The sequence below is a fragment of the Clostridium sp. BJN0013 genome (assembly GCF_040939125.1).
In the GTDB taxonomy this organism is placed as follows: Bacteria; Bacillota; Clostridia; order Clostridiales; family Clostridiaceae; genus Clostridium_B.
Genome location: NZ_CP162495.1, coordinates 2,178,609 through 2,202,741, shown reverse-complemented (window position 1 = coordinate 2,202,741; position 24,133 = coordinate 2,178,609). Strand labels below are relative to the sequence as shown.

31 protein-coding genes, 3 pseudogenes and 1 riboswitch are annotated in these 24,133 nt (G+C 32.6%); of the genes and pseudogenes, 21 read left to right on the top strand and 13 right to left on the bottom strand.

All coding sequences use genetic code 11. The features are described from left to right. Positions 1 to 61 precede the first annotated feature (61 nt). The 7 genes from AB3K27_RS11260 to AB3K27_RS11230 all read right to left on the bottom strand — a co-directional run bounded on the left by AB3K27_RS11260 (position 62) and on the right by AB3K27_RS11230 (position 4,459). Complete coding sequence (locus AB3K27_RS11260; protein ID WP_368487534.1) at positions 62 to 751, bottom strand: radical SAM protein; 690 nt, start codon at positions 749 to 751, stop codon at positions 62 to 64. A 19-nt stretch (positions 752 to 770) separates the two neighbouring features. Further along, positions 771 to 1,478 carry a B3/4 domain-containing protein gene (locus AB3K27_RS11255; RefSeq protein ID WP_368487533.1) on the bottom strand — a complete coding sequence of 236 codons (708 nt, stop codon included), beginning with the start codon at positions 1,476 to 1,478 and terminating at the stop codon, positions 771 to 773. Positions 1,479 to 1,593: 115 nt separating this feature from the next. Next, a complete protein-coding gene (locus tag AB3K27_RS11250) occupies positions 1,594 to 1,914 on the bottom strand; it encodes a multidrug efflux SMR transporter (RefSeq protein WP_368487532.1) in 321 nt (106 codons plus the stop codon). 185 nt (positions 1,915 to 2,099) lie between these two features. Beyond that, positions 2,100 to 2,555, bottom strand: coding sequence for an IS200/IS605 family transposase (tnpA, locus tag AB3K27_RS11245; RefSeq protein WP_368487531.1), 456 nt, complete (start codon positions 2,553 to 2,555; stop codon positions 2,100 to 2,102). A 159-nt stretch (positions 2,556 to 2,714) separates the two neighbouring features. Beyond that, a riboswitch (guanidine-I (ykkC/yxkD leader) is annotated at positions 2,715 to 2,810 on the bottom strand. Positions 2,811 to 2,950: 140 nt separating this feature from the next. Continuing rightward, complete coding sequence (locus tag AB3K27_RS11240) at positions 2,951 to 3,103, bottom strand: hypothetical protein (RefSeq protein WP_368487530.1); 153 nt, start codon at positions 3,101 to 3,103, stop codon at positions 2,951 to 2,953. A 252-nt stretch (positions 3,104 to 3,355) separates the two neighbouring features. Next, positions 3,356 to 4,207, bottom strand: a complete 852-nt coding sequence (lipA, locus tag AB3K27_RS11235) for a lipoyl synthase (RefSeq protein ID WP_368487529.1) — start codon at positions 4,205 to 4,207, stop codon at positions 3,356 to 3,358. A gap of 69 nt (positions 4,208 to 4,276) precedes the next feature. Continuing rightward, positions 4,277 to 4,459: a lipoate protein ligase C-terminal domain-containing protein gene (locus AB3K27_RS11230; protein WP_368491218.1), complete on the bottom strand. Its 183-nt coding sequence runs from the start codon at positions 4,457 to 4,459 to the stop codon at positions 4,277 to 4,279. 346 nt (positions 4,460 to 4,805) lie between these two features. Here AB3K27_RS11230 and AB3K27_RS11225 point away from each other — a divergent pair, with 346 nt between their 5' ends. The 13 genes and pseudogenes from AB3K27_RS11225 to AB3K27_RS11165 all read left to right on the top strand — a co-directional run bounded on the left by AB3K27_RS11225 (position 4,806) and on the right by AB3K27_RS11165 (position 16,648). After that, positions 4,806 to 5,519, top strand: coding sequence for a coiled-coil domain-containing protein (locus AB3K27_RS11225; RefSeq protein ID WP_368487528.1), 714 nt, complete (start codon positions 4,806 to 4,808; stop codon positions 5,517 to 5,519). Positions 5,520 to 5,599: 80 nt separating this feature from the next. Then, a pseudogene (locus AB3K27_RS11220) lies at positions 5,600 to 5,851 on the top strand (C40 family peptidase); the annotation flags it as partial. 161 nt (positions 5,852 to 6,012) lie between these two features. After that, on the top strand, positions 6,013 to 6,276 hold the full coding sequence (locus AB3K27_RS11215) for a hypothetical protein (RefSeq protein ID WP_368487527.1): 264 nt from the start codon (positions 6,013 to 6,015) through the stop codon (positions 6,274 to 6,276). A gap of 220 nt (positions 6,277 to 6,496) precedes the next feature. Beyond that, a complete protein-coding gene (locus tag AB3K27_RS11210) occupies positions 6,497 to 7,537 on the top strand; it encodes a cell wall-binding repeat-containing protein (protein WP_368487526.1) in 1,041 nt (346 codons plus the stop codon). Between the two features lie 588 nt (positions 7,538 to 8,125). Continuing rightward, positions 8,126 to 8,542, top strand: coding sequence for a hypothetical protein (locus tag AB3K27_RS11205; RefSeq protein WP_368487525.1), 417 nt, complete (start codon positions 8,126 to 8,128; stop codon positions 8,540 to 8,542). Positions 8,543 to 8,971: 429 nt separating this feature from the next. Continuing rightward, entirely contained in the window at positions 8,972 to 9,643 is a 672-nt protein-coding gene (locus AB3K27_RS11200; RefSeq protein WP_368487524.1) for a response regulator transcription factor, read from the top strand. Then, entirely contained in the window at positions 9,640 to 11,067 is a 1,428-nt protein-coding gene (locus AB3K27_RS11195) for a sensor histidine kinase (protein ID WP_368487523.1), read from the top strand. Before AB3K27_RS11200 ends, AB3K27_RS11195 begins: the two co-directional genes overlap by 4 nt. A gap of 136 nt (positions 11,068 to 11,203) precedes the next feature. Next, complete coding sequence (locus AB3K27_RS11190; RefSeq protein ID WP_368487522.1) at positions 11,204 to 11,668, top strand: hypothetical protein; 465 nt, start codon at positions 11,204 to 11,206, stop codon at positions 11,666 to 11,668. Between the two features lie 370 nt (positions 11,669 to 12,038). Continuing rightward, positions 12,039 to 12,353, top strand: a complete 315-nt coding sequence (locus AB3K27_RS11185) for a hypothetical protein (protein WP_368487521.1) — start codon at positions 12,039 to 12,041, stop codon at positions 12,351 to 12,353. 96 nt (positions 12,354 to 12,449) lie between these two features. Beyond that, complete coding sequence (locus AB3K27_RS11180) at positions 12,450 to 12,683, top strand: SHOCT domain-containing protein (RefSeq protein ID WP_368487520.1); 234 nt, start codon at positions 12,450 to 12,452, stop codon at positions 12,681 to 12,683. A 575-nt stretch (positions 12,684 to 13,258) separates the two neighbouring features. Further along, entirely contained in the window at positions 13,259 to 13,525 is a 267-nt protein-coding gene (locus tag AB3K27_RS11175) for a metal-sensing transcriptional repressor (protein WP_368487519.1), read from the top strand. 32 nt (positions 13,526 to 13,557) lie between these two features. Then, positions 13,558 to 15,861 (top strand): heavy metal translocating P-type ATPase, encoded by a 2,304-nt coding sequence (locus AB3K27_RS11170; RefSeq protein ID WP_368487518.1) that lies wholly within the window; start codon positions 13,558 to 13,560, stop codon positions 15,859 to 15,861. A 160-nt stretch (positions 15,862 to 16,021) separates the two neighbouring features. Next, positions 16,022 to 16,648, top strand: a complete 627-nt coding sequence (locus tag AB3K27_RS11165; protein ID WP_368487517.1) for a metal-dependent hydrolase — start codon at positions 16,022 to 16,024, stop codon at positions 16,646 to 16,648. A 429-nt stretch (positions 16,649 to 17,077) separates the two neighbouring features. On the opposite strand, the gene AB3K27_RS11160 is transcribed toward AB3K27_RS11165, so the two are convergent. The 5 genes and pseudogenes from AB3K27_RS11160 to AB3K27_RS11140 form a co-directional block, all read right to left on the bottom strand. After that, a complete protein-coding gene (locus AB3K27_RS11160) occupies positions 17,078 to 17,683 on the bottom strand; it encodes a hypothetical protein (RefSeq protein WP_368487516.1) in 606 nt (201 codons plus the stop codon). After that, entirely contained in the window at positions 17,684 to 18,472 is a 789-nt protein-coding gene (locus AB3K27_RS11155; RefSeq protein ID WP_368487515.1) for a hypothetical protein, read from the bottom strand. A 30-nt stretch (positions 18,473 to 18,502) separates the two neighbouring features. Then, on the bottom strand, positions 18,503 to 18,679 hold the full coding sequence (locus AB3K27_RS11150; RefSeq protein ID WP_368491217.1) for a S26 family signal peptidase: 177 nt from the start codon (positions 18,677 to 18,679) through the stop codon (positions 18,503 to 18,505). A gap of 47 nt (positions 18,680 to 18,726) precedes the next feature. Then, positions 18,727 to 19,041, bottom strand: a complete 315-nt coding sequence (gene lepB / locus AB3K27_RS11145) for a signal peptidase I (RefSeq protein WP_368487514.1) — start codon at positions 19,039 to 19,041, stop codon at positions 18,727 to 18,729. 60 nt (positions 19,042 to 19,101) lie between these two features. Next, a pseudogene (locus tag AB3K27_RS11140) lies at positions 19,102 to 19,241 on the bottom strand (IS4/IS5 family transposase); the annotation flags it as partial. A 117-nt stretch (positions 19,242 to 19,358) separates the two neighbouring features. On the opposite strand from AB3K27_RS11140, the pseudogene AB3K27_RS11135 reads away from it, so the two are divergent. From AB3K27_RS11135 to AB3K27_RS11105, 7 genes and pseudogenes are all read left to right on the top strand, one after another. Next, a pseudogene (locus tag AB3K27_RS11135) lies at positions 19,359 to 19,581 on the top strand (relaxase/mobilization nuclease domain-containing protein); the annotation flags it as partial. A 355-nt stretch (positions 19,582 to 19,936) separates the two neighbouring features. Continuing rightward, positions 19,937 to 20,263 carry a PadR family transcriptional regulator gene (locus AB3K27_RS11130; protein ID WP_368487513.1) on the top strand — a complete coding sequence of 109 codons (327 nt, stop codon included), beginning with the start codon at positions 19,937 to 19,939 and terminating at the stop codon, positions 20,261 to 20,263. Further along, a complete protein-coding gene (locus AB3K27_RS11125) occupies positions 20,263 to 20,610 on the top strand; it encodes a DUF1048 domain-containing protein (RefSeq protein WP_368487512.1) in 348 nt (115 codons plus the stop codon). Before AB3K27_RS11130 ends, AB3K27_RS11125 begins: the two co-directional genes overlap by 1 nt. A gap of 9 nt (positions 20,611 to 20,619) precedes the next feature. Next, positions 20,620 to 20,994: a DUF1048 domain-containing protein gene (locus AB3K27_RS11120; RefSeq protein ID WP_368487511.1), complete on the top strand. Its 375-nt coding sequence runs from the start codon at positions 20,620 to 20,622 to the stop codon at positions 20,992 to 20,994. Continuing rightward, positions 20,978 to 21,736: an ABC transporter ATP-binding protein gene (locus AB3K27_RS11115; protein ID WP_368487510.1), complete on the top strand. Its 759-nt coding sequence runs from the start codon at positions 20,978 to 20,980 to the stop codon at positions 21,734 to 21,736. The genes AB3K27_RS11120 and AB3K27_RS11115 overlap by 17 nt, the downstream gene beginning before the upstream one ends. Then, positions 21,737 to 22,507 carry an ABC transporter permease gene (locus tag AB3K27_RS11110; RefSeq protein WP_368487509.1) on the top strand — a complete coding sequence of 257 codons (771 nt, stop codon included), beginning with the start codon at positions 21,737 to 21,739 and terminating at the stop codon, positions 22,505 to 22,507. It abuts the gene before it with no gap. A 77-nt stretch (positions 22,508 to 22,584) separates the two neighbouring features. Continuing rightward, positions 22,585 to 22,755 (top strand): cysteine-rich KTR domain-containing protein, encoded by a 171-nt coding sequence (locus tag AB3K27_RS11105; protein ID WP_368491216.1) that lies wholly within the window; start codon positions 22,585 to 22,587, stop codon positions 22,753 to 22,755. A 181-nt stretch (positions 22,756 to 22,936) separates the two neighbouring features. Here the strand turns inward: AB3K27_RS11105 and AB3K27_RS11100 are convergent, their stop codons facing one another. After that, the gene (locus tag AB3K27_RS11100) at positions 22,937 to 23,161 is read right to left on the bottom strand and encodes a hypothetical protein (RefSeq protein ID WP_368487508.1); all 225 of its coding nucleotides are present in this window, start codon (positions 23,159 to 23,161) and stop codon (positions 22,937 to 22,939) included. A 338-nt stretch (positions 23,162 to 23,499) separates the two neighbouring features. On the opposite strand from AB3K27_RS11100, the gene AB3K27_RS11095 reads away from it, so the two are divergent. Next, positions 23,500 to 24,117 (top strand): TetR/AcrR family transcriptional regulator, encoded by a 618-nt coding sequence (locus AB3K27_RS11095; protein WP_368487507.1) that lies wholly within the window; start codon positions 23,500 to 23,502, stop codon positions 24,115 to 24,117. The last annotated feature ends 16 nt before the right edge of the window (positions 24,118 to 24,133 follow it).

Here is a 24,133-nt window from a genome sequence, read left to right as displayed (position 1 = left end):
CTATTGCTTGTAATAGAATTATGGTTAGTGGATTATATAAGAATATTATGTATTAGAATTACTAAATATTTAGTAATGCATTTGAAATTTTCTCAAATCTTTCATCAGTTATACCAAGTTTTTTCTTAAATCTTTCATCTTCCATTCTTGCAATAATTATCTTGTTAGGAGATATTTCCTTAATAATATTTTTTATCTTCTGAATTGATTCTTCATCATCGTTATAGCCATTAATGATAGTAATTTCAAATATAAATTTTCCTTTGTATTGTTTATTAAAAGCAATCATATTTGAAATATATTCTGATAATGTATATTCTTCAATCGGTCTTTGGATTCTTTGGAAATCTCCTTCTGTTATTACTTTTAGCTCTCCAACAACTTCATCACATTTATTAGCAATTTGCATATATTCATCTCTACCTAGTAAATATCCATTAGAAAGCAGTCTTATAGGTAAACCTTCGGATTTGATAAAATCAATAATATCATCAATTTTATCATTTACTAAGGCTTCTCCTTTTGAGTTAATAAAAATTAATTCTGGTTTTGTATTTTCTATCATGCTTTCTAGTTCAATCAATGAACTTTCTATTTTATCAAATGACCTTTGGGTATCTACCTTATTTTGCGACCTCCCAATAGGACAAAATATGCAATCAAAGTTACAATGCTTTTCTGGAAGTATGTTAACTTCCAGTACCCTTCTTCCATCTTCAATATAAATATCTTTATAACTGAAATAACCCATTGACGGTATCCTCCTCAAATTAATTTATTGATACTTTTTTATTGTTAATATCAAGAATTGAAATCTTATATGTTCCACCTAAATTATCCTGTACTATTTTTGCTAAATCTTTTAAAGCATTTTTAAACTCTTTTAATCTTCCTTCATCAATTAATTCAATGCACAAAAAAGCATTCTTTGTATTTTCGGTAAGCATTGTTCTTATTGATTCCCGCCAATTAAAGCACCTACAAATTGCTCCCTCATCATCTTTATATACTATTTCACCTTCATATGGTGGTTCGTTTTTATCCGTTCCTAATGTAATAAAATTTTCATTTCCACCTGCCTTAGTTAATCTTATATTTCCAACGAATGTATCAATATCTTCGCCACCACAAGGCATGGCATATCTTAAAGAAATAGAATTATAAATATCAACTAGCGGATTAATAGTTCCTATGTGATTTCCTTTATGAACTCGTTTTAATAATGCTTCAATAGATGATCTCGCACCTTTCTTTGTTTTGAATTTTTGAAAGGCTTCTCTCCATACTCTTATAACTTCGTTACTACTGAATTCCGTATTTTTCAAATATTTTAAGGCCTCCTTTTCTGAATTATAAATCATATCCTTGTATTGTTCTTCATCTTTTATAGAATTGTCTATCACATGACAAACAACAACTCCAATCCTTGCACCTGGAAATAGACTCCAAAAATCATTTTCAATGACAAACTTCGTCATTAAAATTCCTCCTTCATATTAAAATTAGATAGCTACGTATTTTCTTCTTATCACTTTCTTTCAGTAAAACTATACTTAACTTATTTTTTTGTTATTTCTAAATCATATATGATTATTAGTCCATTGGTATTAATTTTAAACCAACGATTCCAAGAACTATAAATACAATACAAATTGTACGCATTGCATTAATTGGTTCTTTGAATAAAATAATACCTAAGATTACGGTACCAACAGTTCCTATACCTGTCCAAATTGCATATGCAGTACTTAGAGGTAAGCTTTTTAAAGACAATGATAAAAAATAGAAACTTGCAATCATTCCTATAATAGTTAATATGCTAGGTAATATTTTTGTAAATCCTTGAGAATATTTAAGCCCTATTGCCCAACTTACTTCAAAAAAACCTGCTGTAACTAAATAAATCCATTCCATAAACTTTACCCCCTTAAATTAGTAGTTAAAATCAGTATAGTAATATTTCACAGCTTATTTTAAAAGAAAATAAAAATAATAAATATCCACCAGCTTAGCTGGTGGTTTTTCCTAAGCCCTATAAGGGCACATTACCAGCATTATGCCTCAAGGCATCTTAAAGATCTCGCCAGCCGCAATTTATGTTACTTGCTACCCTTAAAAGGGTCCATGTATTCCTTCATACTTACTTGGTCGGCGATCATATCTTCTTTCTGTTGATTTCTTATATATTCTTCTATTGCTTTTTTATTTTTTCCAACTGTGTCTACATAGAATCCTCTGCACCAAAAGTGCCTATTTCCATATTTATATTTTAAATTTGAAAATCTCTCAAATATCATTAGACTACTTTTTCCCTTCAAGAATCCCATAAAACTTGAAACACTTGTCTTTGGTGGTATCGATAAAAGCATATGTATATGATCTTCACATGCATTCGCCTCTATTATTTCTACACCTTTCCATTCACAAAGTTTCCTTAATATTTTTCCTATCTCTTTTCTTTTTTCTCCATATATTTCTTTTCTTCTATATTTGGGTGAAAATACTACATGATATTTACATCTCCATTTAGTATGTGATAAACTATTACTGTCCATTTAGGGCAAACCTCCTTTGATTATAGATTTGGTTGACGAGACCTCTTCTATTTTATCAAAGTGAGGTTTTTTGTTCACCGCTTAAGCTATTCTGAACACACCTGCATAGCAGGTGGTTTTCATATAGACAAAAAAGGCCTAAGGAAATATTATAAAAATATCTCCCAGGCTTTTATCCTTCCGTGTACACAGTCAACTGTGTGTTTTCTCTCGGACCTGCCAGTTACAAACTGCGGAACCCTAGAAAACTTAAATATATAATTAAGTTATGATTTATAAGTTTAAAATTATAAACTAACTTTAGCATAATATTAAGATTAAATCAACTATATGCTTTCCTTTGGAAAAATTTACAACTTGTGACACTTCCAAAGAATAATGTATCTCAAATTACTCTAATTCACTTTCTTTTTTAAAAATGTAATATCAACAAAATTAATACCAAAAGCCAAACCAAGAGCAATAGAAAATTCTTTAAGTAAGTCTATAATTATCGCTCCCATAACAGCACAAGTTGATAGACTTAAATAATTCTCTGGAATATGCATAATAAAACCTCCTAAGATTAAAAAATATCCAAATTTATATTTCACTAAATATACAGCAATTTACGTGCCGATTTCCCATGTGCTTTTAAATAGCTCTCTTATATATACAAATAGCCGTATAATATCTAATACTTAATTTTAAAATTTTGTGCTTAGAAATTTTTCAAAGTCTGCGAGTCTCAAAATGATACTAAATTAATATCATCTCGAGGTTATACATTATTATACATTTAGCTTTATCTCATTTTGATACTAATTTTTAATCATTTCATCTGCATGATAAGAACTTCTTACTAATGGTGAAGATGAGACAAATTTAAAACCTAGATCTAAAGCTATTTCTTTATACTTTTTAAATACATCAGGATGAACGTATTCTACAACAGCATGGTGTTTTGAAGAAGGCGACAAGTACTGACCTATTGTAACAATGTCACAATCTACTTTTCTCAAATCTTTTAATACTTCTATAATATCTTTTTCCTTTTCTCCAAGTCCCAACATAAATCCTGATTTTGTTAAAATTGAGTTGTCCATAATCTTAACTCTTTTTAAAAGTTCTAATGAGCGCTTATAAACTGCCATTGGTCTTACTTCCTTATATAAAGCAGGTGTTGTCTCTACATTGTGGTTTATTACATTAGGTTTTGAATCCACCACTTTTTTAAGAGCAGTTTCACTTCCTTTAAAATCAGGTATTAGAACTTCTACCGTTATATTTTTATTAAGCTTTCTTATTTCCTTTACAACACTGGCAAAGTGAGAAGCCCCTCCATCTTCTAGGTCATCTCTTGTAACAGAGGTTATTACTGCATGTTTCAAGTTTAATTTATCAACTGCTTGAGCTACATTAAAGGGTTCCTTTTCATCAACGTTTTCAGGTTTGCCTTTAGTTACATTACAAAATGTACAGTTCCTAGTACAATTCTTTCCCAGTATCATAAAAGTTGCCCTGCTCTTATTAAAACATTCCATTCTATTAGGACAATTTGCCTCACTACATACAGTATTTAAGGAATAGTTTTTAAGTATTTCTTTTACATCTTGAGAGACTTGTCCTCCTCTTATTTTTATTTTTAGCCATTCAGGTTTTCTCTTATACATAAAATGCAATCCTCGTTTCCTTTTTGATATGCCAATTTTTTAACACATCTCCATAAAGTTAGTATACGACTATTTAAACATAACCTCCATAATATCTTTTTGGTTTATGTTATGCATATACCTTTCAATGTCTACGTTTTCAAGTGTTTTCAACATTTCTTCCTTTTCATACTTAATTCCTAAAAACTTATTTTCCAATTCAGCAATTTCACAACTGCTAAAAAAATCTCCAAAAAACTTTATATTACTTATAATACCCTTAAGTATGAATTAAACACCACATAAATTAATTATACATCACTACATTTATATATTTATTAATTGCATAGAAGTAATCTAATGTTTCATTTAAAGTAGAAAATTATAAAAAACGTCTATTGATAATAAAATCTTCATAAAATCTACATAAAATTCTTGTATAATGCAAAAAACATATAATTCGACAAATTGGAATAAGTGTGATGTTCTATATCTTTAGACATTTTGCTAAAGTGTTTAATATAAATATTACATTAATTCACTAAAATACATTATTTAGTATAAATGTATTGCTTTATTCATTTACACTAAATGAGTATTAAAGTTAGGAGAGGGAGTATTGAATAAAAGATTAAAGCAGTTCTTAATGGCATTAACGCTTACAGTAGCAATCAATAGTGTAGTTTTTGCACAACCGGCATTAAATAGTAGTAATTCATATTCAAAGCTTCAAGAACTTGAAGCAAGTATAGAAAACTTGGACAACCAGATAGAAGGGACAATGGATAAAATTGCTGATAATAAAAAGCAAATAATGGTAAAAGAACAAGATATTAAGAATTCAGAGAATGAATTAAAAAAAGTTGAAACTGATATGAAAAAGCAAAAGAAATTATTTAACGATAGAATAAGAGCATTTTATATAAATGGTTTTAGTGGATATTTAGATATACTTTTAGACTCCAGAGGACTAGGGGACTTTATTTCGAGAGTGGACACGATTAGCAGAATTATGAGTTATGATACTAAGGTTATTTCAAATTATAAAACAAAACAAAAATATATTGCAGATAAAGTAGACAAGTTAAAAGTAGAAGACAAAAAATTATTAGCGTTAAAATCTGAGAATGAGAATAAATTAAATGAACTTAATAAAAATAAAAGTGATCAAGAAAAGCTAATAGAAGAAGCTAAACAGCAGCAGAGACAATATGCACTGGTTGAACAAAATGCTGTGAGTGCAGCTGTAAATCAGGTTGCTAATATAAGAAGTGAAGCACCTAAGATAACTCTATCTAGGGGTAGTTCGCCTATAATAATGATAATGTTGTAGCGTATGCTTCAAATTTTCTAGGAACACCGTATTTATGGGGTGGAACTACACCTAGTGGATTTGATTGTTCTGGTTTTACTCAATATGTATATAAACACTTTGGAATTTCTATAGGAAGAACTACATATGATCAGATAAATGATGGAGTAGGTGTATCAAGAGAACAATTACAACCGGGGGACTTAGTTTTCTTTGGTAAAGGTGGTAACCCTACTCATATGGGGATGTACGTAGGTAACGGTGCAATGATACATGCTCCTCGTACTGGAGATGTGGTTAAGATTTCACCAGTTGATAGGAGGGACTATATAACAGCTCGCAGAGTTAAATAATGTATATGTAGGAATTATGAAGTTAAACTTATGTATGAAATATCTTACATAGTATCTTTTTAATTATAATTTTTACTTTAAATTTTATTTCTCCATAAGATCTATATATGTTTTTAGTATTATTAATACAAATAATAAACTACCTATTTGGAGGTAAAAATATGCGTTACTTAAATCACGGCAATCATTTACATGACAGTAGTGAAAATTTTGATGCTAATAATATATACAGTAATAATCACAATCATAAAAACTATCATTTAATACTTATGATTGTGTGTTGTCTGCTTCCCTTAGTAGGGATTATTGCTATTAACTATTTTAATATTGGAAATAGATATCTAGTTTACTTCTTATTCTTATTATGTCCTTTAAGCCATATGAAGATGATGTCTATATCTGAAAAAAGAGAAAAACATAAGTAGCAAAATCACTTTTTTAAAAATCTATTGTTTGATACAATTTAAACGCAGTTATGTTGTCCTTCCAAATGAGAATATACATCTATTATTTTTTATTAATTCTCTTCTAGATCAATAGTTATGAAGATGTTATAAAGATTAACTTAAAGTGTATTTTTATTTAACCATATTAATTAATTAAGACTATTATATAATGAATATATATTTTTGGAGGTTTGCTAGTTTGTTAGATAATGTAGTTCCATTTACAAGTAATCAATGTCTTTTAACTCCAGATACATCACGTATATGTGGTGTTAACTCTATTGATACATCAATAAAACTTGCACAATTAATATTTGCTCATTCAAATCCAGGAGCAGTTATTTTATTAAACAAAAATGAAATTTTTGATGCAATTACAGCTTCTTCACTGCTACATCACCCAATAAATGCTCCAATTTTATTTACAGAAAGATTCGAATTAAACAGAAAAACTTTAGATGAAATATTAAGATTAAAACCAAAAGGATATAATGAAATAGATGTAATCCTAGTAGGAAACCTTTCTAGGAATATACAACGTCAACTTAATTATGCTGGATTAAATACGTACCATATTTTTGGACGTAATCATTATGAAACTGCATGCAACATATTTGATTTCAAACATGATACAAAAAATATCTTAATTGTTTCCGGGGAAAACTATCAGGAAATACTCCCGGTAGCTTACTTTTCAGCTCATCATGGAGATTCTATTTTATTTGTTAATAATAACAAAATTCCCTATTGTACATTAGAACGTATAAAAAAGATCACAGGGGTAAATGTTTATATTATTGGTTCAAGTAAAAATATATCTAATCTTGTTGAACAAACCATAGGTAAGTTGCCTAATATATCATCTGTCCAAAGAATAGATGGCATGGATCCATATACACTTGCAGTTAATTTCTCCAAATATATAGACTCTAATAATAACTTTGGATGGGGAAGAAGCTATAGAGACGGTCATGCCTTCACTTTTGGTACTCTAAACAATGCAATGGAAGTTGCTGCAGGAGTAGTATTAGCTCATATGGGTAAACATACACCTTTATTATTAGTAAACCAAAACTCAGTTCCTGAAGTAGTTAAACAGTATATTAAAAGTATAAAGCCTTTGATGCCAGCTACGCCTCGTCCACCGTTCATGCATGGATTTATTATAGGATGTACCAGCTATATAACTAAAAATTGCCAATTTGAATTAGGTAGTTTACTTTCAATAGATTCGATGTAATAATATGAGTCTGCATTGCGTTCGCACTTCATACCCAATATTTCTACTACACATAGTGATTGGCTACAAGGCTTCTTGGCAATTACATTAACTAGATATTGATATTGCTCCAATAAGCATGGTCTAACTTCACTGGACTCACTATAAAAAAGAGCATACATAGATTTGATTTACACGAATCTATGTATGCTCCTTATTTTGAAAATATTATTGTGAAACATTAAGAACAGAAATACTCTTTTTTATTTTTGAATAAATAACATAACTATTGAGTCTTAATACTATAAATAGCCTCAGTTTAAGATTAATTTTGAAAAATCAATATCTATACAAGCAAGATAGTATTATTTTAAAGTGTACCGAAAAACAAAAATATATATTGTTTCTTAAACCAGTAACATTGTTTTCTCACTGCTTTTACCATATATCTCTATTATATATTTTAAATTATGTATAATCTATTAGAATCTTCATAAAATCTACATATTAATTATATATAATTGATATTATTTCAGTAATTTAAACAAATATTCACATTTCAATTTAAACAAGAATTATAATAATGCAAAAATTAAATGCGATAGATTAATGAATAAATTACTAATCTTTGTACCGGTAATATGTTCTTTAAGTAGAAGTTATTATTTGATGTTCAGCAGGATAAATGAGAATATAATAAACAGGAAGGGAATAACTATGGTAAAAATCGACGATAAGGCTCTGAATTATGTTCAGAGTAAAAATCTATGTTTTATGGTATTCATTAAAAATACATCAATAGATTGCGATTGTGGTAACATTCATAATGATGTGAAAACTGTTAAAATTAAGGTTTTATTTGAAACTGACATAATAGACGAGGAGTTATATGATATTTATAAATATAATAATATTAAAGTATTTGTTTTAAAAGATTTAAAGATTGTTGGGGATATAAATATTTATCAGAAAGCAAAAATACCTTTTATGAAACCTATATTTGGAATCAAAGGTATCACAGCTTAATAATATCTTATCAAATAAACAACCCTGCTGATCTGATGTAATATATTTACTGTTTATCAGATTTCTTTTTTGAATGGCATAGTGTATTTGATTTTTAAGAATTAATATTGTGTTAATTTAGATTAAGGCTGTTGGTAAGAATTTTAATAACAGCCTTTTCATTTTTGTATGTTATAGCATTTGGAATTTTATAGGTCTATTCTCGGTTTTGTAGGATCACATTCAGGTTCTCTTACCTGTGAAACCGTAATATGCCAGAGGCTTATGGTTTTGTTCTAAGGGTTCTAATAACCACTTAATGAGCTTATAAGCAATTGATTCGTTGGAGACTTAGAAACAATAGATGCTGATATATGGTAATTTTCATAAAACTTTTACAATATAGTGATATAATAAAAATTTAAATTTTTATTTAGGGAAGGTGATACAGTGGATAAAAAACATATTTTAGTAGTTGATGATGAAAAAGCGCTGCGAAGTTTAATACGAGATTATCTTATAAAGGCAAACTACAGCGTCTCAGAAGCTGCAAATGGAGAAGATGCTGTAGAAGTATTTTTCAATCAAAAAATTGATTTAATCATACTTGATATAATGATGCCTGGAATGAATGGTTATGAGGTGTTAACAGAGATTAGAAAACACACAGATGTTCCTGTAATCATGCTCACCGCAAAAGATGATGAGGAAAGTGAAATATTAGGTTTTAATCTGAAAGCCGATGATTATGTAACTAAACCCTTTTCAGCAAAAGCTCTTATGGCAAGAATAGAAGCGGTTTTCAGGCGTTATTTAAAAGAAGGGGAGCATGAAAGGATAGGAGTTCTAGAATATAATAAGAGCAAGTATGATATCATATTGGATAATAAGCCATTGAACCTGACTAAAAGGGAGTTTGAATTGTTTACATATTTATTTATAAATCAAGGGATTGTTTTAACCAGAGAAAAAATTTTAAATAATGTCTGGGGATTTAATTATGAGGGAGACATTCGAACAGTAGATGTATATATAAAAGAACTTAGGAAAAAGCTGACTAATAAAGCTGATTATATAAAGACCATAAGAGGCGTAGGTTATGAATTTGAGGCGCAAGAATGAAACGATCTATTAAGATGAGTATGTTTTTCGTTCTCAGTGGTCTTATTTTGGTAATGGTGCTTTTGTACTATATAACTAATGCAGTATTTCTTGAAAAATATTATACGTATAAAAAAATAAGTTTCATGACAAGCAATTATGAGCATCTACACCAGCTATACAGTAATAACAACAATGCTTTTAAAGAAGAATTAAATACCCTTATCTACGATCATAATATAAATATTTTTGTATATCCTCAGGAAGATATGACATCCAGAATATTCCCAAGGATTCTTACACTTCTGAACAGCCAAGCATTGATACAAAGAAGTAGTGTATTAAAACAGACTGAAGATTATACCATTAGAAAAATATCCCTTAAGAAAATGTCTTCCGAAATTATTTTATTTGCTGGAAACTTAAAAGGCAATGAGAAATTAATAATGTATCTCCCAGTAGCATCAATTAGCAGCAGTGCGGAAATTTTTAATGAATTTTTGTTATATGTAGCACTAGTTGCATTAATAATGGGTATAGTAATTTCAATTATTATGGCAGAAAAGTTAACCAAGCCAATAACTGAAATTTCTAGAATGTCTGAGAATATGAAATTACTAGATTTCACCGGCAGGTATAAGGGAAATAGAAAAGATGAAATACAGGATTTGGGAGAAAATATGAATGTACTTTCCAAAATATTAGACAATACCATAACGGAGCTTAAAAATAAAAACAATCGTCTTGCACTTGATATTCATCAAAAAGATAGGATCGAAAAAATGCGTAAAAAGTTTTTGCAAAATGCCTCACATCAGTTGAAGACGCCTATTGCCATTGTAAAGGGCTATGCGGAGGGCCTTATGGATAATGTAGCGGATGATGAGGAAAGCAGAATAAATTATGCATCCACAATATATAAAGAAGCGGAAAACATGGAGGAATTGGTTATGAAAATCCTATCTCTTGCCCGTCTTGAAACAGATGATTATAACCTAAAATTAGAGCGTTTTGACATAAATAAACTTATTAATGAGGTCATTGAAAGGTATGCTCCACTATTTGAACAAGGTCAGATAACACCTAAATTTATTCATTCTGATAAAATTTTTGCTTATGCTGATAGAAATCTGATTTCTGATGTTGTATCTAACTATCTAACCAATGCCATCCATCATGTAGACGAAAATAAGGAAATAAGCATTTCTGAAAATATATATAAAAATTATATACGAATTGAGGTCTATAATTCTGGAAAAAATATTCCTCTAGAGGAAATGGAAAATATCTGGCAGAGCTTTTATAAACTTGAACATAAAGATGGATATAAAGGGAGTGGTTTAGGTCTTTCTATTGTTTCTGCAATAATGGAATTGCACAATTGTGAATATGGAGTTGTAAATCAAAATAGAGGAGTTGTATTCTGGTTTCAACTGGGACGTTAATTTTTATAAAAATAATATAAAATACAGTATTACTTTCATAAAAGTTTCATACTGCTGTCCTATACTGAAATTGTAAAATTAAAAAAAGATTTTACAAAAATAAAAAGCGTGCCAGAAGCACAAGGAGGTTTTAATTATGAAGAAGGTAAAATTTTTATCAGGGGTATTAGCAAGTGCACTGTTTTTAAGCAGTACAGCAGTATTTGCGGCTGACAATCAAAAACAATCACAAGGTGATGGGATAACTGCAGTGCAGCAGGCGAACAGCTCATCTTCACAGCTTACTGAAAAATTGAATACAAGAATTGGAGAAGCAGTGTCATCAGGCAAGATCACACAGGAGCAGGCGGATAAAATAAGAGAAAGACTGAGTAGTTCCCAAACAAAATCTAAGCTTCAGGCTTTTTTTAATGAAGACATGGGAAAATTGACAGAAAGACTGAATACTGCAGTGAAGGAAGGAAAAATAACACAAGAACGAGCAGATAAAATACTGGCAAAACTTAATGAGAAAAAAGCAGATGTGAAAAGTAAAATTGATGCGGCTGTAAAATCAGGAAAAATAACACAGGAACAAGCGAACAACTTTCTTAATAACTAATAATGTAGTAATTTAAAAATTCTAATTTACTATTTTCAAGCATAAAAAGCACCTAATTTCTTATTCGATATTAGGTGCTTATGTGTTTTTTTTTGTGCATTTTTACATTTCTTCAAAAATATCTCTTAGATAGTTTTTCATCTTTATGAATATAGACAATTTTGCTTTTTTACACATTCATATTTATCTCAGGTTTTTTCAGTTTTTGATCTAATCCACTTTATGCTCACAGTTAAAAGGTCTAGTAAATAAATTTTAAGGTAAGTTGATAAATCTTCATTTTATCTACATAACTCTACTATATACTATATACAAATAATAAGAATTAAGAAATTTAACATGTTTTTAATATTGAAAAGAGGTGTTTAGTTTGGAATTCTTAGCAAATAACTGGTTCTACTTTTTAATATTTGGAGTAATGATATATATGATGTCCAAAGGAGGCGGATGCTGCGGAGATGGGCATGTGAATCATAAAAATATGAAGAAGGATTATGAAGAACACGGTGCAGGATATATTGAGAATTCAGTAGATATGGCACGAGATCCTGTGTGTGGTATGTATGTGTCCAAAAAGGATTCCATATGCCGAGTAATAAATAACAGGACATATTATTTTTGCAGTCAGAACTGTGCCGATAGGTTTGAAAGAAAATATGTAATGAAAAAAGAAGTTATGTATTAAATTCAAGAATTAGTAAAGCAAGTATAATAAGATATTTTATTTGTAAAAATAGATAAGTATATAGAGTGAACAAGAATTTTAGGAGGAGGGATTAATATGATGTACGGATATTGGGGATGGGGAATGATGCCTATGATGATTGTATGTTTTTTACTTATAATCGCTATAGTAGTATTTTTCATGAGATCATTTAATGGTAGAAGCGGTTACCGGCATGATAGAAAACCAATTGAAATATTGAACGAAAAATTAGCATCCGGTGAAATAAGTGAAGAAGAATATAAAAGAAAAAAGCAAATATTAACTGAAAAATATGACATTGATAAATAGTTATAGACAAACAAAATCATGATCACTCGTAAAGTAGAACATCATAAAATAGGAAGTCTGATATAACACATTTACTGTTTATCGGATTTCCTTGTGCCTTTGTAACATTTAGAATGGCTTAATAATGGGGATTGAAAGAGATTGTATTAATTTAAAGTCGTTCAATGTTACAAAATAATATATTATATTTATTACCTTGGGAGAGTTAAATTTTATAAATACAATTGAGCAAATTAGGTATGTAAAAACTGTCAAAATATGAGAACTATTTTAAAAGTTCATTTGATATCAACACTACGTATCGGTAATATATGTATTAGTGTCAGTCTTGTGGGAAATGTTGTCAAGATGCCGTATAGTCTTTATAAAGTTTGGTTAATATATATGTGAATAAAAGTATAGAAGCGATACTTATCTTTATATTTTTGTAGTATGAATCAGTTAGTAAAATATAATTATGTATGAATTTATTAATCTATCACCCCACATCGGTGGGGTAATAATAAAATTTATATTGACATTATAAATTATAAGTATTATACCGAGTATACTCCTACACGGGGAGGAGGTAAAGCATGAACGAAGAAAAAAATAAAGCGTTGGTATCATTAAAGACAGCAAAAGGGCAAATTGAAGGTATTATAAAGATGCTTGAAGATGGGAGGTATTGTGTTGATATATCTAATCAAATTATTGCAGCTCAAGGACTTTTAAAAAAAGCTAATTTGCTCATCTTAAAACAGCATATGAACCATTGTGTTGTGGAAGCCTTTGAACATAACAGAGGAAGCGAGAAGATAGATGAAATTATAGAATTTTTATCAAAAATAATTGTTAAATAGTACTTGTTTATGTTTATAGGGAGGAGAAATATATGGAAGCTAAATCATTTAAAATAGAAGGGATGACATGTGCATCTTGTGCTAAAGCAGTAGAAAGAGCTACAAAAAAGCTTGATGGTGTTATAGAATCAAGTGTTAATTTAGCCACTGAAAAATTAACTATAAGCTATGAGCATTCAAAGATAAGAGTTATAGATATAAAGAATGCAGTAGAAAAAGCTGGCTATAAGGCAATTGAAGAAGAAGCTACAGTAGATATGGATAAAGAGAGAAAAGAAAAAGAAATAGAACTCTTATGGAAGAATTTCATTATATCTACTATATTTACAGTACCGATACTTTATATGGCAATGGGTCATATGCTAGGACTTCCACTACCTGGTTTTGTTAATCCCATGATGAATCCAGAAGTGTTTGCTTTAACACAATTATTCTTAATTATACCTGTTATAATTGCAGGTAATAGATATTACACAATTGGATTTAAAACACTATTTAAAGGAAGTCCTAATATGGACTCACTTATTGCAATAGGCACATCCGCAGCAGTTCTTTATGGTATATTTTCAACAGTTAAGATTATCGGTGGAGATATAAGTTATACTAAAGACTTATATTTTGAGTCAGCAGCAGTAATTATTACTTTAATAACTCTTGGTAAATATTTAGAATCTGTTTCTAAAGGAAAGACTTCTGAAGCTATCAAGAAACTTATGGGACTTGCTCCTAAAACAGCTATAGTTATAAGAGACGAAAAAGAAACAGAAATTACTATTGCAGAAGTAGAAGTAGGAGATGTAATAGTAGTTAAACCAGGAGAAAAGATACCTGTAGATGGGGAAGTGATTGAGGGTATTACTTCAGTAGATGAATCAATGTTAACAGGTGAAAGTATTCCGGTAGAAAAAAATGCCGGAGATAAAATTATTGGGGCAAGTATAAATAAAAATGGAACTATAAAATATAAAGCTACTAAAGTTGGTAAAGATACAGCACTTGCCCAAATTATAAAGTTAGTAGAGGATGCTCAAGGTTCCAAAGCTCCAATTGCAAAACTTGCAGACGTTATTTCAGGGTACTTTGTTCCTATAGTCATATCCTTAGCAGTTATTTCAGGTTTAGCATGGTACTTCTTTGGTGGAGAATCAGGAATATTCTCACTTACAATATTTATATCCGTTTTAGTAATTGCTTGTCCATGTGCCCTGGGGCTAGCTACCCCAACAGCAATTATGGTAGGTACAGGTAAAGGAGCAGAATACGGTGTTTTAATAAAAAGTGGTGTAGCACTGGAAACTGCCCATAAGATACAAACTATAGTATTTGATAAGACAGGTACTATAACAGAAGGAAAACCAAAGGTTACGGATATAGTTACTGTAAGTGGTATAACTCAAAATGATTTATTACAATTAGCTGCATCAGCAGAAAAAGGTTCAGAACATCCCCTTGGTGAGGCGATTGTCAAAGGTGCAGAAGAAAAAGGACTAGAATTTAAGAAGCTTGATTTCTTTAGAGCTATTCCTGGTCATGGGATTGAAGTCAAGATAGATGGTAAAAATATATTACTCGGAAACAGAAAACTCATGGTTGAAAGCAAAATATCATTAACAGGATTAGAAAAGGCTTCAGATAACTTAGCAGAAGAAGGTAAAACTCCAATGTATATAGCTGTAGGTGAAAAAATAGCAGGAATCATAGCTGTTGCAGATACTGTTAAGGAAAATAGTAGAAAAGCAATAGAAAAGCTTCATAATATGGGAATTGAAGTAGCAATGATAACCGGAGACAATAAAAGAACTGCCGAAGCTATTGCTAAACAGGTAGGAATAGATAGAATTCTAGCAGAAGTTTTACCGCAAGACAAAGCGAGTGAAGTAAAGAAACTTCAGGATGAAAGTAAGAAAGTTGCAATGGTTGGTGATGGTATAAATGATGCTCCAGCACTAGCACAAGCTGATATTGGTATAGCTATAGGTTCGGGAACAGACGTTGCTATGGAATCAGCAGATATAGTTCTTATGAGAAGCGATTTAATGGATGTTCCCACGGCTGTGCAATTAAGTAAAAGTACTATAAGAAATATTAAACAAAATTTATTCTGGGCATTTGCTTATAATACAGTTGGAATACCAGTTGCAATGGGAATCTTACACATATTTGGAGGCCCACTATTAAATCCTATGATAGCAGGAGCTGCAATGAGCCTTAGTTCTGTATCGGTTTTAGCTAATGCTTTAAGATTAAAAAGATTTAAAGCAGCAGTCTTTTCATTTTTTGTATGTTATAGCATTTGGAATATGAGAAATATCATATATACAATGTTAATAAACTAAAAACATTATATAAAATATATATTTATGAATTAAATTTATTCGATAATTTAATTGAGAGGTACTTCAAGCTAAATTAAATAGATCGAAGTTTTTAAGCTTGCTTCTTAAGAACAAGAAAAGAAACTTAATAGAAAATGAAATGATTTTTTGGAGGTAAATTATGACGGGAAAGACACATGCAGCGGTGGGACTTTGCGGAGCGGCGTTTTTATTAGTTCCTAAAGCAAGTATAGAAACTTCTATTATAGGTTTGGGTTTCGTGGTACTGGGATCATATGCCACAGATGCAGATCTGAAAATGTCTAAAGCTGGCCATGTTATAAGTGATATTATTCACATGACTATCTTGTTATTAGGCTTGTATTTGGCAGATACATATTTGTTCCATTACAATGTTATGAAGTTAATAAGTAAAAATATGCCGGGACAGCTGAAGGTGATAGGCATTTTATTTGTAGTTAGTTCAATTGTTTTTGGAAGAATAACAGGGCATAGAAAATATATGCATAGTTTGCTGGGTTTTGCAACTATGAATATAGGAGTATGGCTCATCGCAGGGAAGTTTGTCATTTGGTTTGGACTTGGATATGCACTGCACATGGTATTGGATTTATTAAATGAAAAACCAGAATATCTATTGTTTCCATTACCTGTGGGAGGTTTCTGCCTTTCACTTGTCAGTTCCAGAGGCATAGCAAATACTGTTATATCTGTTATTAGTTATACGGGTTTTTTGTGTAAAATAATATATATATACAACTTAAAATATTTTCATATGTATTTTTAAACAGAACAGGCAGCTTATCTTGTGGGTTAGCTGTCTATTTTGTGTTTGTTTTTTGAAAAATAATATGAATATTTGTCTGAAATGGGTATTGAGATATTAAAACAAAATATAAAAAAAGAATTACCTAGTTATATGCTGCCCAAACACTTCCTTCAACTTCAGAGATTTCCTTTAAATCATAATGGTGTTATTGTCAAGAAAAAAGTCCCGTTTATCGGAATAAAAATTCCCCACCTGTAAGCATAAAAAATCAAGCATTATTTTGGGATTTTTCACTTAGCTTCTTAATAGGGGTAATACCAGCAGCTCTGTAATCAGGGGCAAAGTAGTTATGTATTTACAGGGAAAAATTTATGATAAAAGTTAGCCTCCAGCTTCAAATCTTGGAGGCATTTCATTCATTACCCCATGAAGTTTCTGCTGAGTATATCAATTTAAACAGAGTCTTCCAATTAAATTTGTTATAAGTTGATTGTTTTTTATAAAGTTAAATATTTTTTCTATATAATTAGTTGTACATATTGCAAGTAAAAATAATACAGGAAAGTTATACCTTGGTTGACCTTCAAATACAAAAGGTATTAGTATGAAAAATGCTATATTAAAAAATGGTATAGATATTTCATAATTAAGTTTATATTTATTAAAGAATAAGCTAAGTAGTACATTTTTCAAGTTAAATAATACGTAAATAAAACCACCAAAGCTTAATATATAGATATACCTATCGAAAACTAAATGAATAAAATTAGTTCTCAAAAGTTTATTGGCTCTTTTTGGTGATACACTATCTATTGCCCATTCATATATATCTGCAGCACCCTTAAAAAATGTATTACGTACTCTAATAATACCAAGTTTAAAAAATTTATCCGGGTGATTTAATATCCATTTTTTGGCTTCATCTTTGAATACAGGTTCTAGATTAGGATTTAATAGAATTTCGTTTTGCTTATAGGAATTTTTATAATCAAAATTAAGTCTTAAAAGTTTAGCATTTACATCTTCTGGTACATGTATTGAAGAAAGAGGCATCTAAGCTCCGGTTGTATTATTCTGATTATTGTTAATAAACAATACATATCCTCCATTATAAGAAACAGGTATAAATAGCCCGTAAGCTTTATAATTTCTATATGTCCATGGAGCAATAACTAGACATAAGAATACAAAGGTACTAAGTAATACTTTAATGGAACTTTTTATATTTTTGTAATTTATCCAATTAATTAATGTTAATATAAAAGGGTACATGAGAAAAAAAGGTTTAGTTAAAGCGGCAACTCCTGTAAAAATGCCGATAATAATATATTTAAGTGTGTTATTAAAGTCACATATCTGTAGATAAATTACAATAGAAAACAGAAAAGTTATTAAAACTTCAGCTCCTAAAACGTTATTATATGCTATATAATTTGGAATAAACGTAATAATGATACATGATAAATATATAGAAAGTCTATTATGCATTAGTTTTAATAAAATTAATAAGAATATTATTAATGTAATTGATGACAATATAACATTAAATATTTTACCTAGAAGAATATTATTTAATCCAAAGAGGCTATAAAAGTATCCTAATGACATAGTGTAACCCATAGGTTGGAAAGCTATGGGTTTGCCTAAGTAGGAATGTCCTTTATGTAAAAAAATATTAGTTGCAATATCTTGGTATGTGTAAAAATCAGATTTTGGATAATTACTTACAGTAATTATAAAAAAGGTTCGTATAAATATACCTAGACAAGTTATTATAAATAGATAAAAAATATCGTTGTTTTTTAGATAATTATTTTTAAATATCTTATTAAATGGTATCATTGGTTTTCACTCCTATTTTAAAAAAATTTATTAGTTTTTTAGTACGTCTTGCCCAATAGTAAATTTTCCAAATCTTTTAAATGGATATAGTATAAATCGGGCTTTTCCTTTTATACAAGTGGATTCTATGTATGGTTCTTTCCAATATCTTGAGTCATATGATGAAAAACGGTTATCTCCTAAAAATAAAAAGCGGTTAGATGGCACTTTTAAATTTTTACTGGAATCACTTCTACACACTATGTAAGGTTCATCTAATTTTTTTTATTTATGAATACTTGTCCATCTTTCATAGAAACAAAATCTCCTGGCATTCCTACTAATCTTTTTACTATAGTGGTTTTTAATTCATCTGAATATAATACTATTATATCGCCTCTCATTAACTTTGTTGTATCATATACTCTTGTAACAAGGATTCTATCCCCTTCTTTTATTGTAGGATACATAGAGTCTGAAGGCACAATGATCTGAAAAACTAATAATTTGTTTATTATTAGTACTATTGCCATTGGTAGAACTATAGATAACATAAATATTTTAATCAAGTTTTTAAGATTCAAAGTCATATTTTTCCTCCTAAAATAAAAAAATGCTTAGGGTATGTCTGAAAATGTACAATTCCTATACTATTTGCACAAGATAAATATCGAAGCACAGTAAACAAAGGTAAAAAAGAAGATGCCAGCTTATCGTACCGAGTTGCAATCCTACGAAAATGCTTGATTTTATTAAAAGAGCATTCTACTAAGTGACGTTCTTTATAGAGTCAGCGATCACATTTCCATGGATTTTGAGTATTGGACTTCGGAGGAATCGTGTACGATGCCCCTTTGGATGAAATATATTTTCTTATTTTTCTGCCTAATAATATTTTACTGTGACAGCCAAGTATAAGGCTATCACGGGCCGAAAACAAAAAAGGGATGCGGACGTTTTGTACTATCAGATCCGCCAGTCCTTTGTTTCCGGTGAGATAACTCCGGAGGAAGCCAACTGGATAGGCTATGAAACAGGCTATGCGCTGGACTAAAGGCAAGCACGCTTTTTTTGTAGCTACACATGTTGACCGCAAGCATTTTCATAATTACATTTACTGCAATTCCACTCCTCCACACTTGGCAAAGGTTATGGGCAGGAGGATATACAGGTCAACATTGACCATCTGCTCGGCCTGACGGACGTACAGAAAAACAAGGAAATGGAGCGATAGCGACATGACGCAACAAAGAAGCGGAGGGGCAGGGTTTGGGGCTGACCTCAATAAGCAATTTTTTGTAGGTTCATCCTACAAAAAATATGCGACTGTGGCCACAGTTGCCCTGCTTGCCGGATAGCATCTTGCGTTTTAGTTGAAATCCATTATCAGAACAACCGCTATTGACAAACCAACTACTACGTGTTACTATATAGTGGTAGTAAGCAATACTGAATATCAGTCATACAGAATAGTAAGAGGTGATTATGCTGGAAGATCTAACGGAAATGCTCAAAGGTGTGCTTGAGGGCTGCGTCCTTGAAATTATAAGCCGCAAAGAAACCTACGGCTACGAAATCACGCGGCGGCTGAACGCCCTCGGTTTCACAGATGTTGTGGAGGGAACGGTGTACACCATCCTGATACGGCTTGAAAAAAACAAGTTGGTGGAGATCACCAAGAAGCCCTCCAACATGGGACCGCCGCGAAAGTTTTTCGCGCTCAACGACGCGGGGCGCGAGGAACTGCGGAAGTTCTGGGAAAAATGGGAATTTGTCACGTCAAAAATCAACGAGTTAAAGGAGAAAAAATAATGAATTTTTGGAAAAAAATCACAGGCAGTGACATGACTAAAGAATTGAAAACTTTTGAATCGCGAGTCAAAAAACTGCCTGCTGATTATCAAGCGGCATGGGAAAAAATTAATGCCAATCTTTGGTCATACTCAGATTTCACCGGTCGCAACCTCATGCCAATTCTTGACGGTGTGCTTGGTCTGCTTGAAGAAACGGCGGCGGACGGTCAGAGTGTCCAAGAGGTTTTGGGTGACGATATCAAAGGCTTCTGTTCAGCGCTGGCCGGCGAAGAAGGGGCAAAGTCTTATCGCGACAAGTGGCGCAAGCAACTCAACAATAATATCGCTAAAAAATTAGGTGAATAGGAGGATAAAATGAGAATACAAGATATTATCGAAGGCAAAAAAGAGTGGCGAGCGCACGTGGCACGTATCAAAGCGCTCCCGCAAGATTATCAGATTGTTTATAAAGAGATTCAAAAATATCTCTTTAAGGTCGGCCCTGTTGAGCTAACCGACGGGACGGGTTTGCTCTCGGGGATTATCGATCTTTTTGAAGAGGACGCGGCCTTGGGGAAAGGCGTACTCGAAGTGACGGGCAGTGACGTAGCGACTTTCTGCGACGATCTAATCAAAGATTCAAAAACTTACGCTGACATCTATCAAGAATCTGTTGACCAAGAAGTTAACAAGGCCATGAAAAAGATTACGGATAAAAAAGGGGGATGTCGGGATGGAAAAAGCAATTGAAGTGAAAGGTCTGCGAAAGTCTTTCAAGGACACAGAAGTCCTAAAGGGCGTCGATTTTGAAGTGAAGCGAGGTGAGATTTTCGCCCTACTCGGCTCCAACGGCGCGGGCAAGACGACTATTGTTAAAATCCTCACCACGCTGCTTAAACAGGATGGCGGAACCGCCGCTGTAAACGGCATCGATGTTGTGGCAAAGCCCGACTATGTGCGCCAGTCAATCAGCCTGACAGGGCAATTCGCCGCTGTAGACGAGATATTGACCGGGCGAGAAAACCTTATCATGATCGCCAAGCTGAGGCACCTCCAAAATCCGCGTCAGGTCGCCGATGATTTACTGAAACACTTCGGTTTGACCGAGACCGCCGACCGCAGGGTTTCCACCTATTCGGGCGGTATGCGCCGTAGGCTCGACATCGCCATGAGCCTTATAGGAAAACCGCAAGTTATTTTTCTCGACGAGCCGACCACCGGGCTTGACCCCGAGGCGCGCATCGAGGTTTGGAGGACGGTCAAAGAGCTTGCTGACGGCGGCACGACGGTGTTCCTGACCACGCAATATTTGGAGGAAGCCGAGCAACTCGCCGACTGTATCGCCATTTTGCATGAGGGAAGGATTATCGTGAGCGGTACGCTCGCGGAACTGAAAAAGCTGTTCCCGCCCGCAAAGGTGGAGTATGTGGAAAAACAGCCGACATTGGAGGAGATATTCCTCGCAATCATTGGCAAGAAGGAGGAAAAGTAAATGGAAACCGTAAAGAAACACTTTTTCAGCGATATGGGCGTTATGCTTGGACGTTCCATGCGCCATATTTTCCGCAGCATGGATACCATTATCACGGTCTGCATTACTCCGATTGCAATGATGCTGCTGTTTGTATATGTGTTGGGCGGCGCAATTCAAGCCGGTACGGACAATTATGTGAATTATCTGCTCCCCGGCATTCTGCTGATTGCGATTGCAAGCGGCATCGCCTATACGGCTGTCCGTCTGTTTATGGATGTGCAGGGGGGCATCTTCGAGCGGTTCCATTCCATGCCGATCGCACGTTCATCCATGCTGTGGGGGCACGTGCTGACCTCGCTGGTATCCAACACCATTTCGGTCATCGTCATCATTCTTGTAGCTTTGATTATGGGCTTTCGCTCGTCGGCAGGGGTGCTGTCATGGCTCGCCGTGGCCGGCATCCTCGCGCTGTTTACGCTGGCCCTGACTTGGATCGCGGTGATTCCTGGACTGATCGCAAAATCGGTGGACGGAGCGAGCGCCTTTTCCTATCCGCTTATTTTCTTACCGTTTATCAGCTCGGCCTTTGTGCCTACGGCGTCCATGCCGGGACCCGTTCGCGCCTTTGCCGAAAATCAGCCGGTTACTTCGATCGTGGATGCTATCCGTTCACTGCTCGCGGGGCAGTCCGTCGACAGCGACATCTGGATTGCGCTCGCATGGTGCCTGGGTATCCTTATTGTCGCGTATATATTCGCAATGAGGGCCTATAAACGGAAAGCGGCTTAATGTTTACAGGCATTAAAATTAGTGGTCAACAAAAACATCAAGTAAAAAGGGATGGTAGAGTGTGTAAATACGAGTGAATATTATGCCCGGTTTGTGGCAACAAAACACGGGTCAGGATATGCGGTGATACGGTGCTTGAAAACTTCCCGCTATTTTGTCCAAAGTGTAAACAGCAAACGCTGATCAATGTAAAACAACTGAATCTGTCAGTTATCAAAGAGCCGGACGCCAAGGCGCAGAGCCGATAACATGTGAGATTTCTCACAGTTACCGGCTCTTTCTTTTATGGTACGCTGGATGCCAACATTTTAAAGCGAATACAAAACCGTTGTTTTGACGGTAATGGCGGCTTTGAACTAAAAGTCAAAGCCGCTGCTTCTCCTTATCGAAAAAAGCAAATTGCAGAGGGCGTGGCAAGTGCGCTCTTTTTTACCTCATGTTCCAGTAGCGGCGGCCTTTTTTAAAAGCAAAGTCATCTATACCTATGTTGACATGTTCTTTAGTGTTTAAGTTGTTTGCATCTAATTTTCTTATAAGTCTTAAAAAATAATGTGAACTTTTAGATGTACCTACATATATAGCTAGTCTAGAGGCTTGTTCTGCACTAACTGAAAAAGCTAGTTCTTTTAGTAATTTCTCTAATCGTATAGTCACTCTACTATATGGATTAGCTAATCAGGTTTTATTTTATGCTAATATTGTTTGATTATTTTACTAAACTGCTCTGACCGTTGAATAGCTTCATAATTTTTATAATGGCTTATAGTAGCCAGATCATAAAGCCTTCCATTCCCCCTGCTGAGCTAACCGTAAAGTAAGAATTCTGAGGGATATCTTTTTGGGTATGAGCAAACCGACTATTGGATATAAACCATTGAGCATGCTGTATTATTGTGGTCGTTAAGAAGCTTTAAATATTATTGACCGAAGCGGTTAAAGATGTTATAATAGTATTAACCGAATTGGTTAATACTATTTACGAGGTGAGTCTTTTGGAGAAATTTTTAAGTTTACCCGTAGAGAAGCAAAATATAATTATTGATGCTGCCCTTACATGCTTTGGCACTAACGGTTACAAAAAAGCATCTATAAGCGATATCGCTGCTGTAGCGGGGATTTCAAAAGCATTGGTATTTCATTACTTTGGCACAAAAAAGGCTTTGTATTTATACCTAATTGATTTATGCACCCATATTATCATGAATGAACTCCATGAAAAGTTTGATAATGCCGTTACTGATTTTTTTGACAGAATTAAGCTTGCAGCCAGCATTGAAATTTCGGTTATGAAAAAACACCCTGCCATCCTTTCCTTTCTAGACAATGTGTATTTTGAAAATGATGATGAGGTTAAAGCGGATATAAAAGCTATACTTGCAAATAGTGAAAGTGAAAGTTTGAGGAGCAAAGTTGCTTTTGAAGGCACTGACACTTCAAAATTTAAAGATGACATTGATCCAAAGCTGGTCATGAAAATACTAACTTTGCTTACCGATGGGTATTTAAGTAAAATGCCTAAAACAGAGATTGATCTTGATGCTTTATGTGAAGAATTTGATGAATATATAAATCTTTTTAAAAAAAATTTTTATAAGGAGAAATATTTATAACGTATAGTCTGATTTG

Bases quoted from the DNA above. Each gene is read 5' to 3' on its own strand.
- AB3K27_RS11110 (WP_368487509.1), top strand. From the start codon at position 21,737: ATGGAAACCGTAAAGAAACACTTTTTCAGCGATATGGGCGTTATGCTT.
- AB3K27_RS11240 (WP_368487530.1), bottom strand. From the start codon at position 3,103: ATGCATATTCCAGAGAATTATTTAAGTCTATCAACTTGTGCTGTTATG.
- AB3K27_RS11195 (WP_368487523.1), top strand. From the start codon at position 9,640: ATGAAACGATCTATTAAGATGAGTATGTTTTTCGTTCTCAGTGGTCTT.
- AB3K27_RS11260 (WP_368487534.1), bottom strand. From the start codon at position 751: ATGGGTTATTTCAGTTATAAAGATATTTATATTGAAGATGGAAGAAGG.
- AB3K27_RS11165 (WP_368487517.1), top strand. From the start codon at position 16,022: ATGACGGGAAAGACACATGCAGCGGTGGGACTTTGCGGAGCGGCGTTT.
- AB3K27_RS11175 (WP_368487519.1), top strand. From the start codon at position 13,259: ATGAACGAAGAAAAAAATAAAGCGTTGGTATCATTAAAGACAGCAAAA.
- AB3K27_RS11125 (WP_368487512.1), top strand. From the start codon at position 20,263: ATGAATTTTTGGAAAAAAATCACAGGCAGTGACATGACTAAAGAATTG.
- lepB (WP_368487514.1), bottom strand. From the start codon at position 19,041: ATGACTTTGAATCTTAAAAACTTGATTAAAATATTTATGTTATCTATA.
- AB3K27_RS11190 (WP_368487522.1), top strand. From the start codon at position 11,204: ATGAAGAAGGTAAAATTTTTATCAGGGGTATTAGCAAGTGCACTGTTT.
- AB3K27_RS11205 (WP_368487525.1), top strand. From the start codon at position 8,126: ATGAATAAATTACTAATCTTTGTACCGGTAATATGTTCTTTAAGTAGA.
- tnpA (WP_368487531.1), bottom strand. From the start codon at position 2,555: ATGGACAGTAATAGTTTATCACATACTAAATGGAGATGTAAATATCAT.
- AB3K27_RS11155 (WP_368487515.1), bottom strand. From the start codon at position 18,472: ATGATACCATTTAATAAGATATTTAAAAATAATTATCTAAAAAACAAC.
- AB3K27_RS11130 (WP_368487513.1), top strand. From the start codon at position 19,937: ATGCTGGAAGATCTAACGGAAATGCTCAAAGGTGTGCTTGAGGGCTGC.
- AB3K27_RS11180 (WP_368487520.1), top strand. From the start codon at position 12,450: ATGATGTACGGATATTGGGGATGGGGAATGATGCCTATGATGATTGTA.
- AB3K27_RS11170 (WP_368487518.1), top strand. From the start codon at position 13,558: ATGGAAGCTAAATCATTTAAAATAGAAGGGATGACATGTGCATCTTGT.
- AB3K27_RS11115 (WP_368487510.1), top strand. From the start codon at position 20,978: ATGGAAAAAGCAATTGAAGTGAAAGGTCTGCGAAAGTCTTTCAAGGAC.
- AB3K27_RS11250 (WP_368487532.1), bottom strand. From the start codon at position 1,914: ATGGAATGGATTTATTTAGTTACAGCAGGTTTTTTTGAAGTAAGTTGG.
- lipA (WP_368487529.1), bottom strand. From the start codon at position 4,207: ATGTATAAGAGAAAACCTGAATGGCTAAAAATAAAAATAAGAGGAGGA.
- AB3K27_RS11215 (WP_368487527.1), top strand. From the start codon at position 6,013: ATGCGTTACTTAAATCACGGCAATCATTTACATGACAGTAGTGAAAAT.
- AB3K27_RS11160 (WP_368487516.1), bottom strand. From the start codon at position 17,683: ATGCCTCTTTCTTCAATACATGTACCAGAAGATGTAAATGCTAAACTT.
- AB3K27_RS11255 (WP_368487533.1), bottom strand. From the start codon at position 1,478: ATGACGAAGTTTGTCATTGAAAATGATTTTTGGAGTCTATTTCCAGGT.
- AB3K27_RS11120 (WP_368487511.1), top strand. From the start codon at position 20,620: ATGAGAATACAAGATATTATCGAAGGCAAAAAAGAGTGGCGAGCGCAC.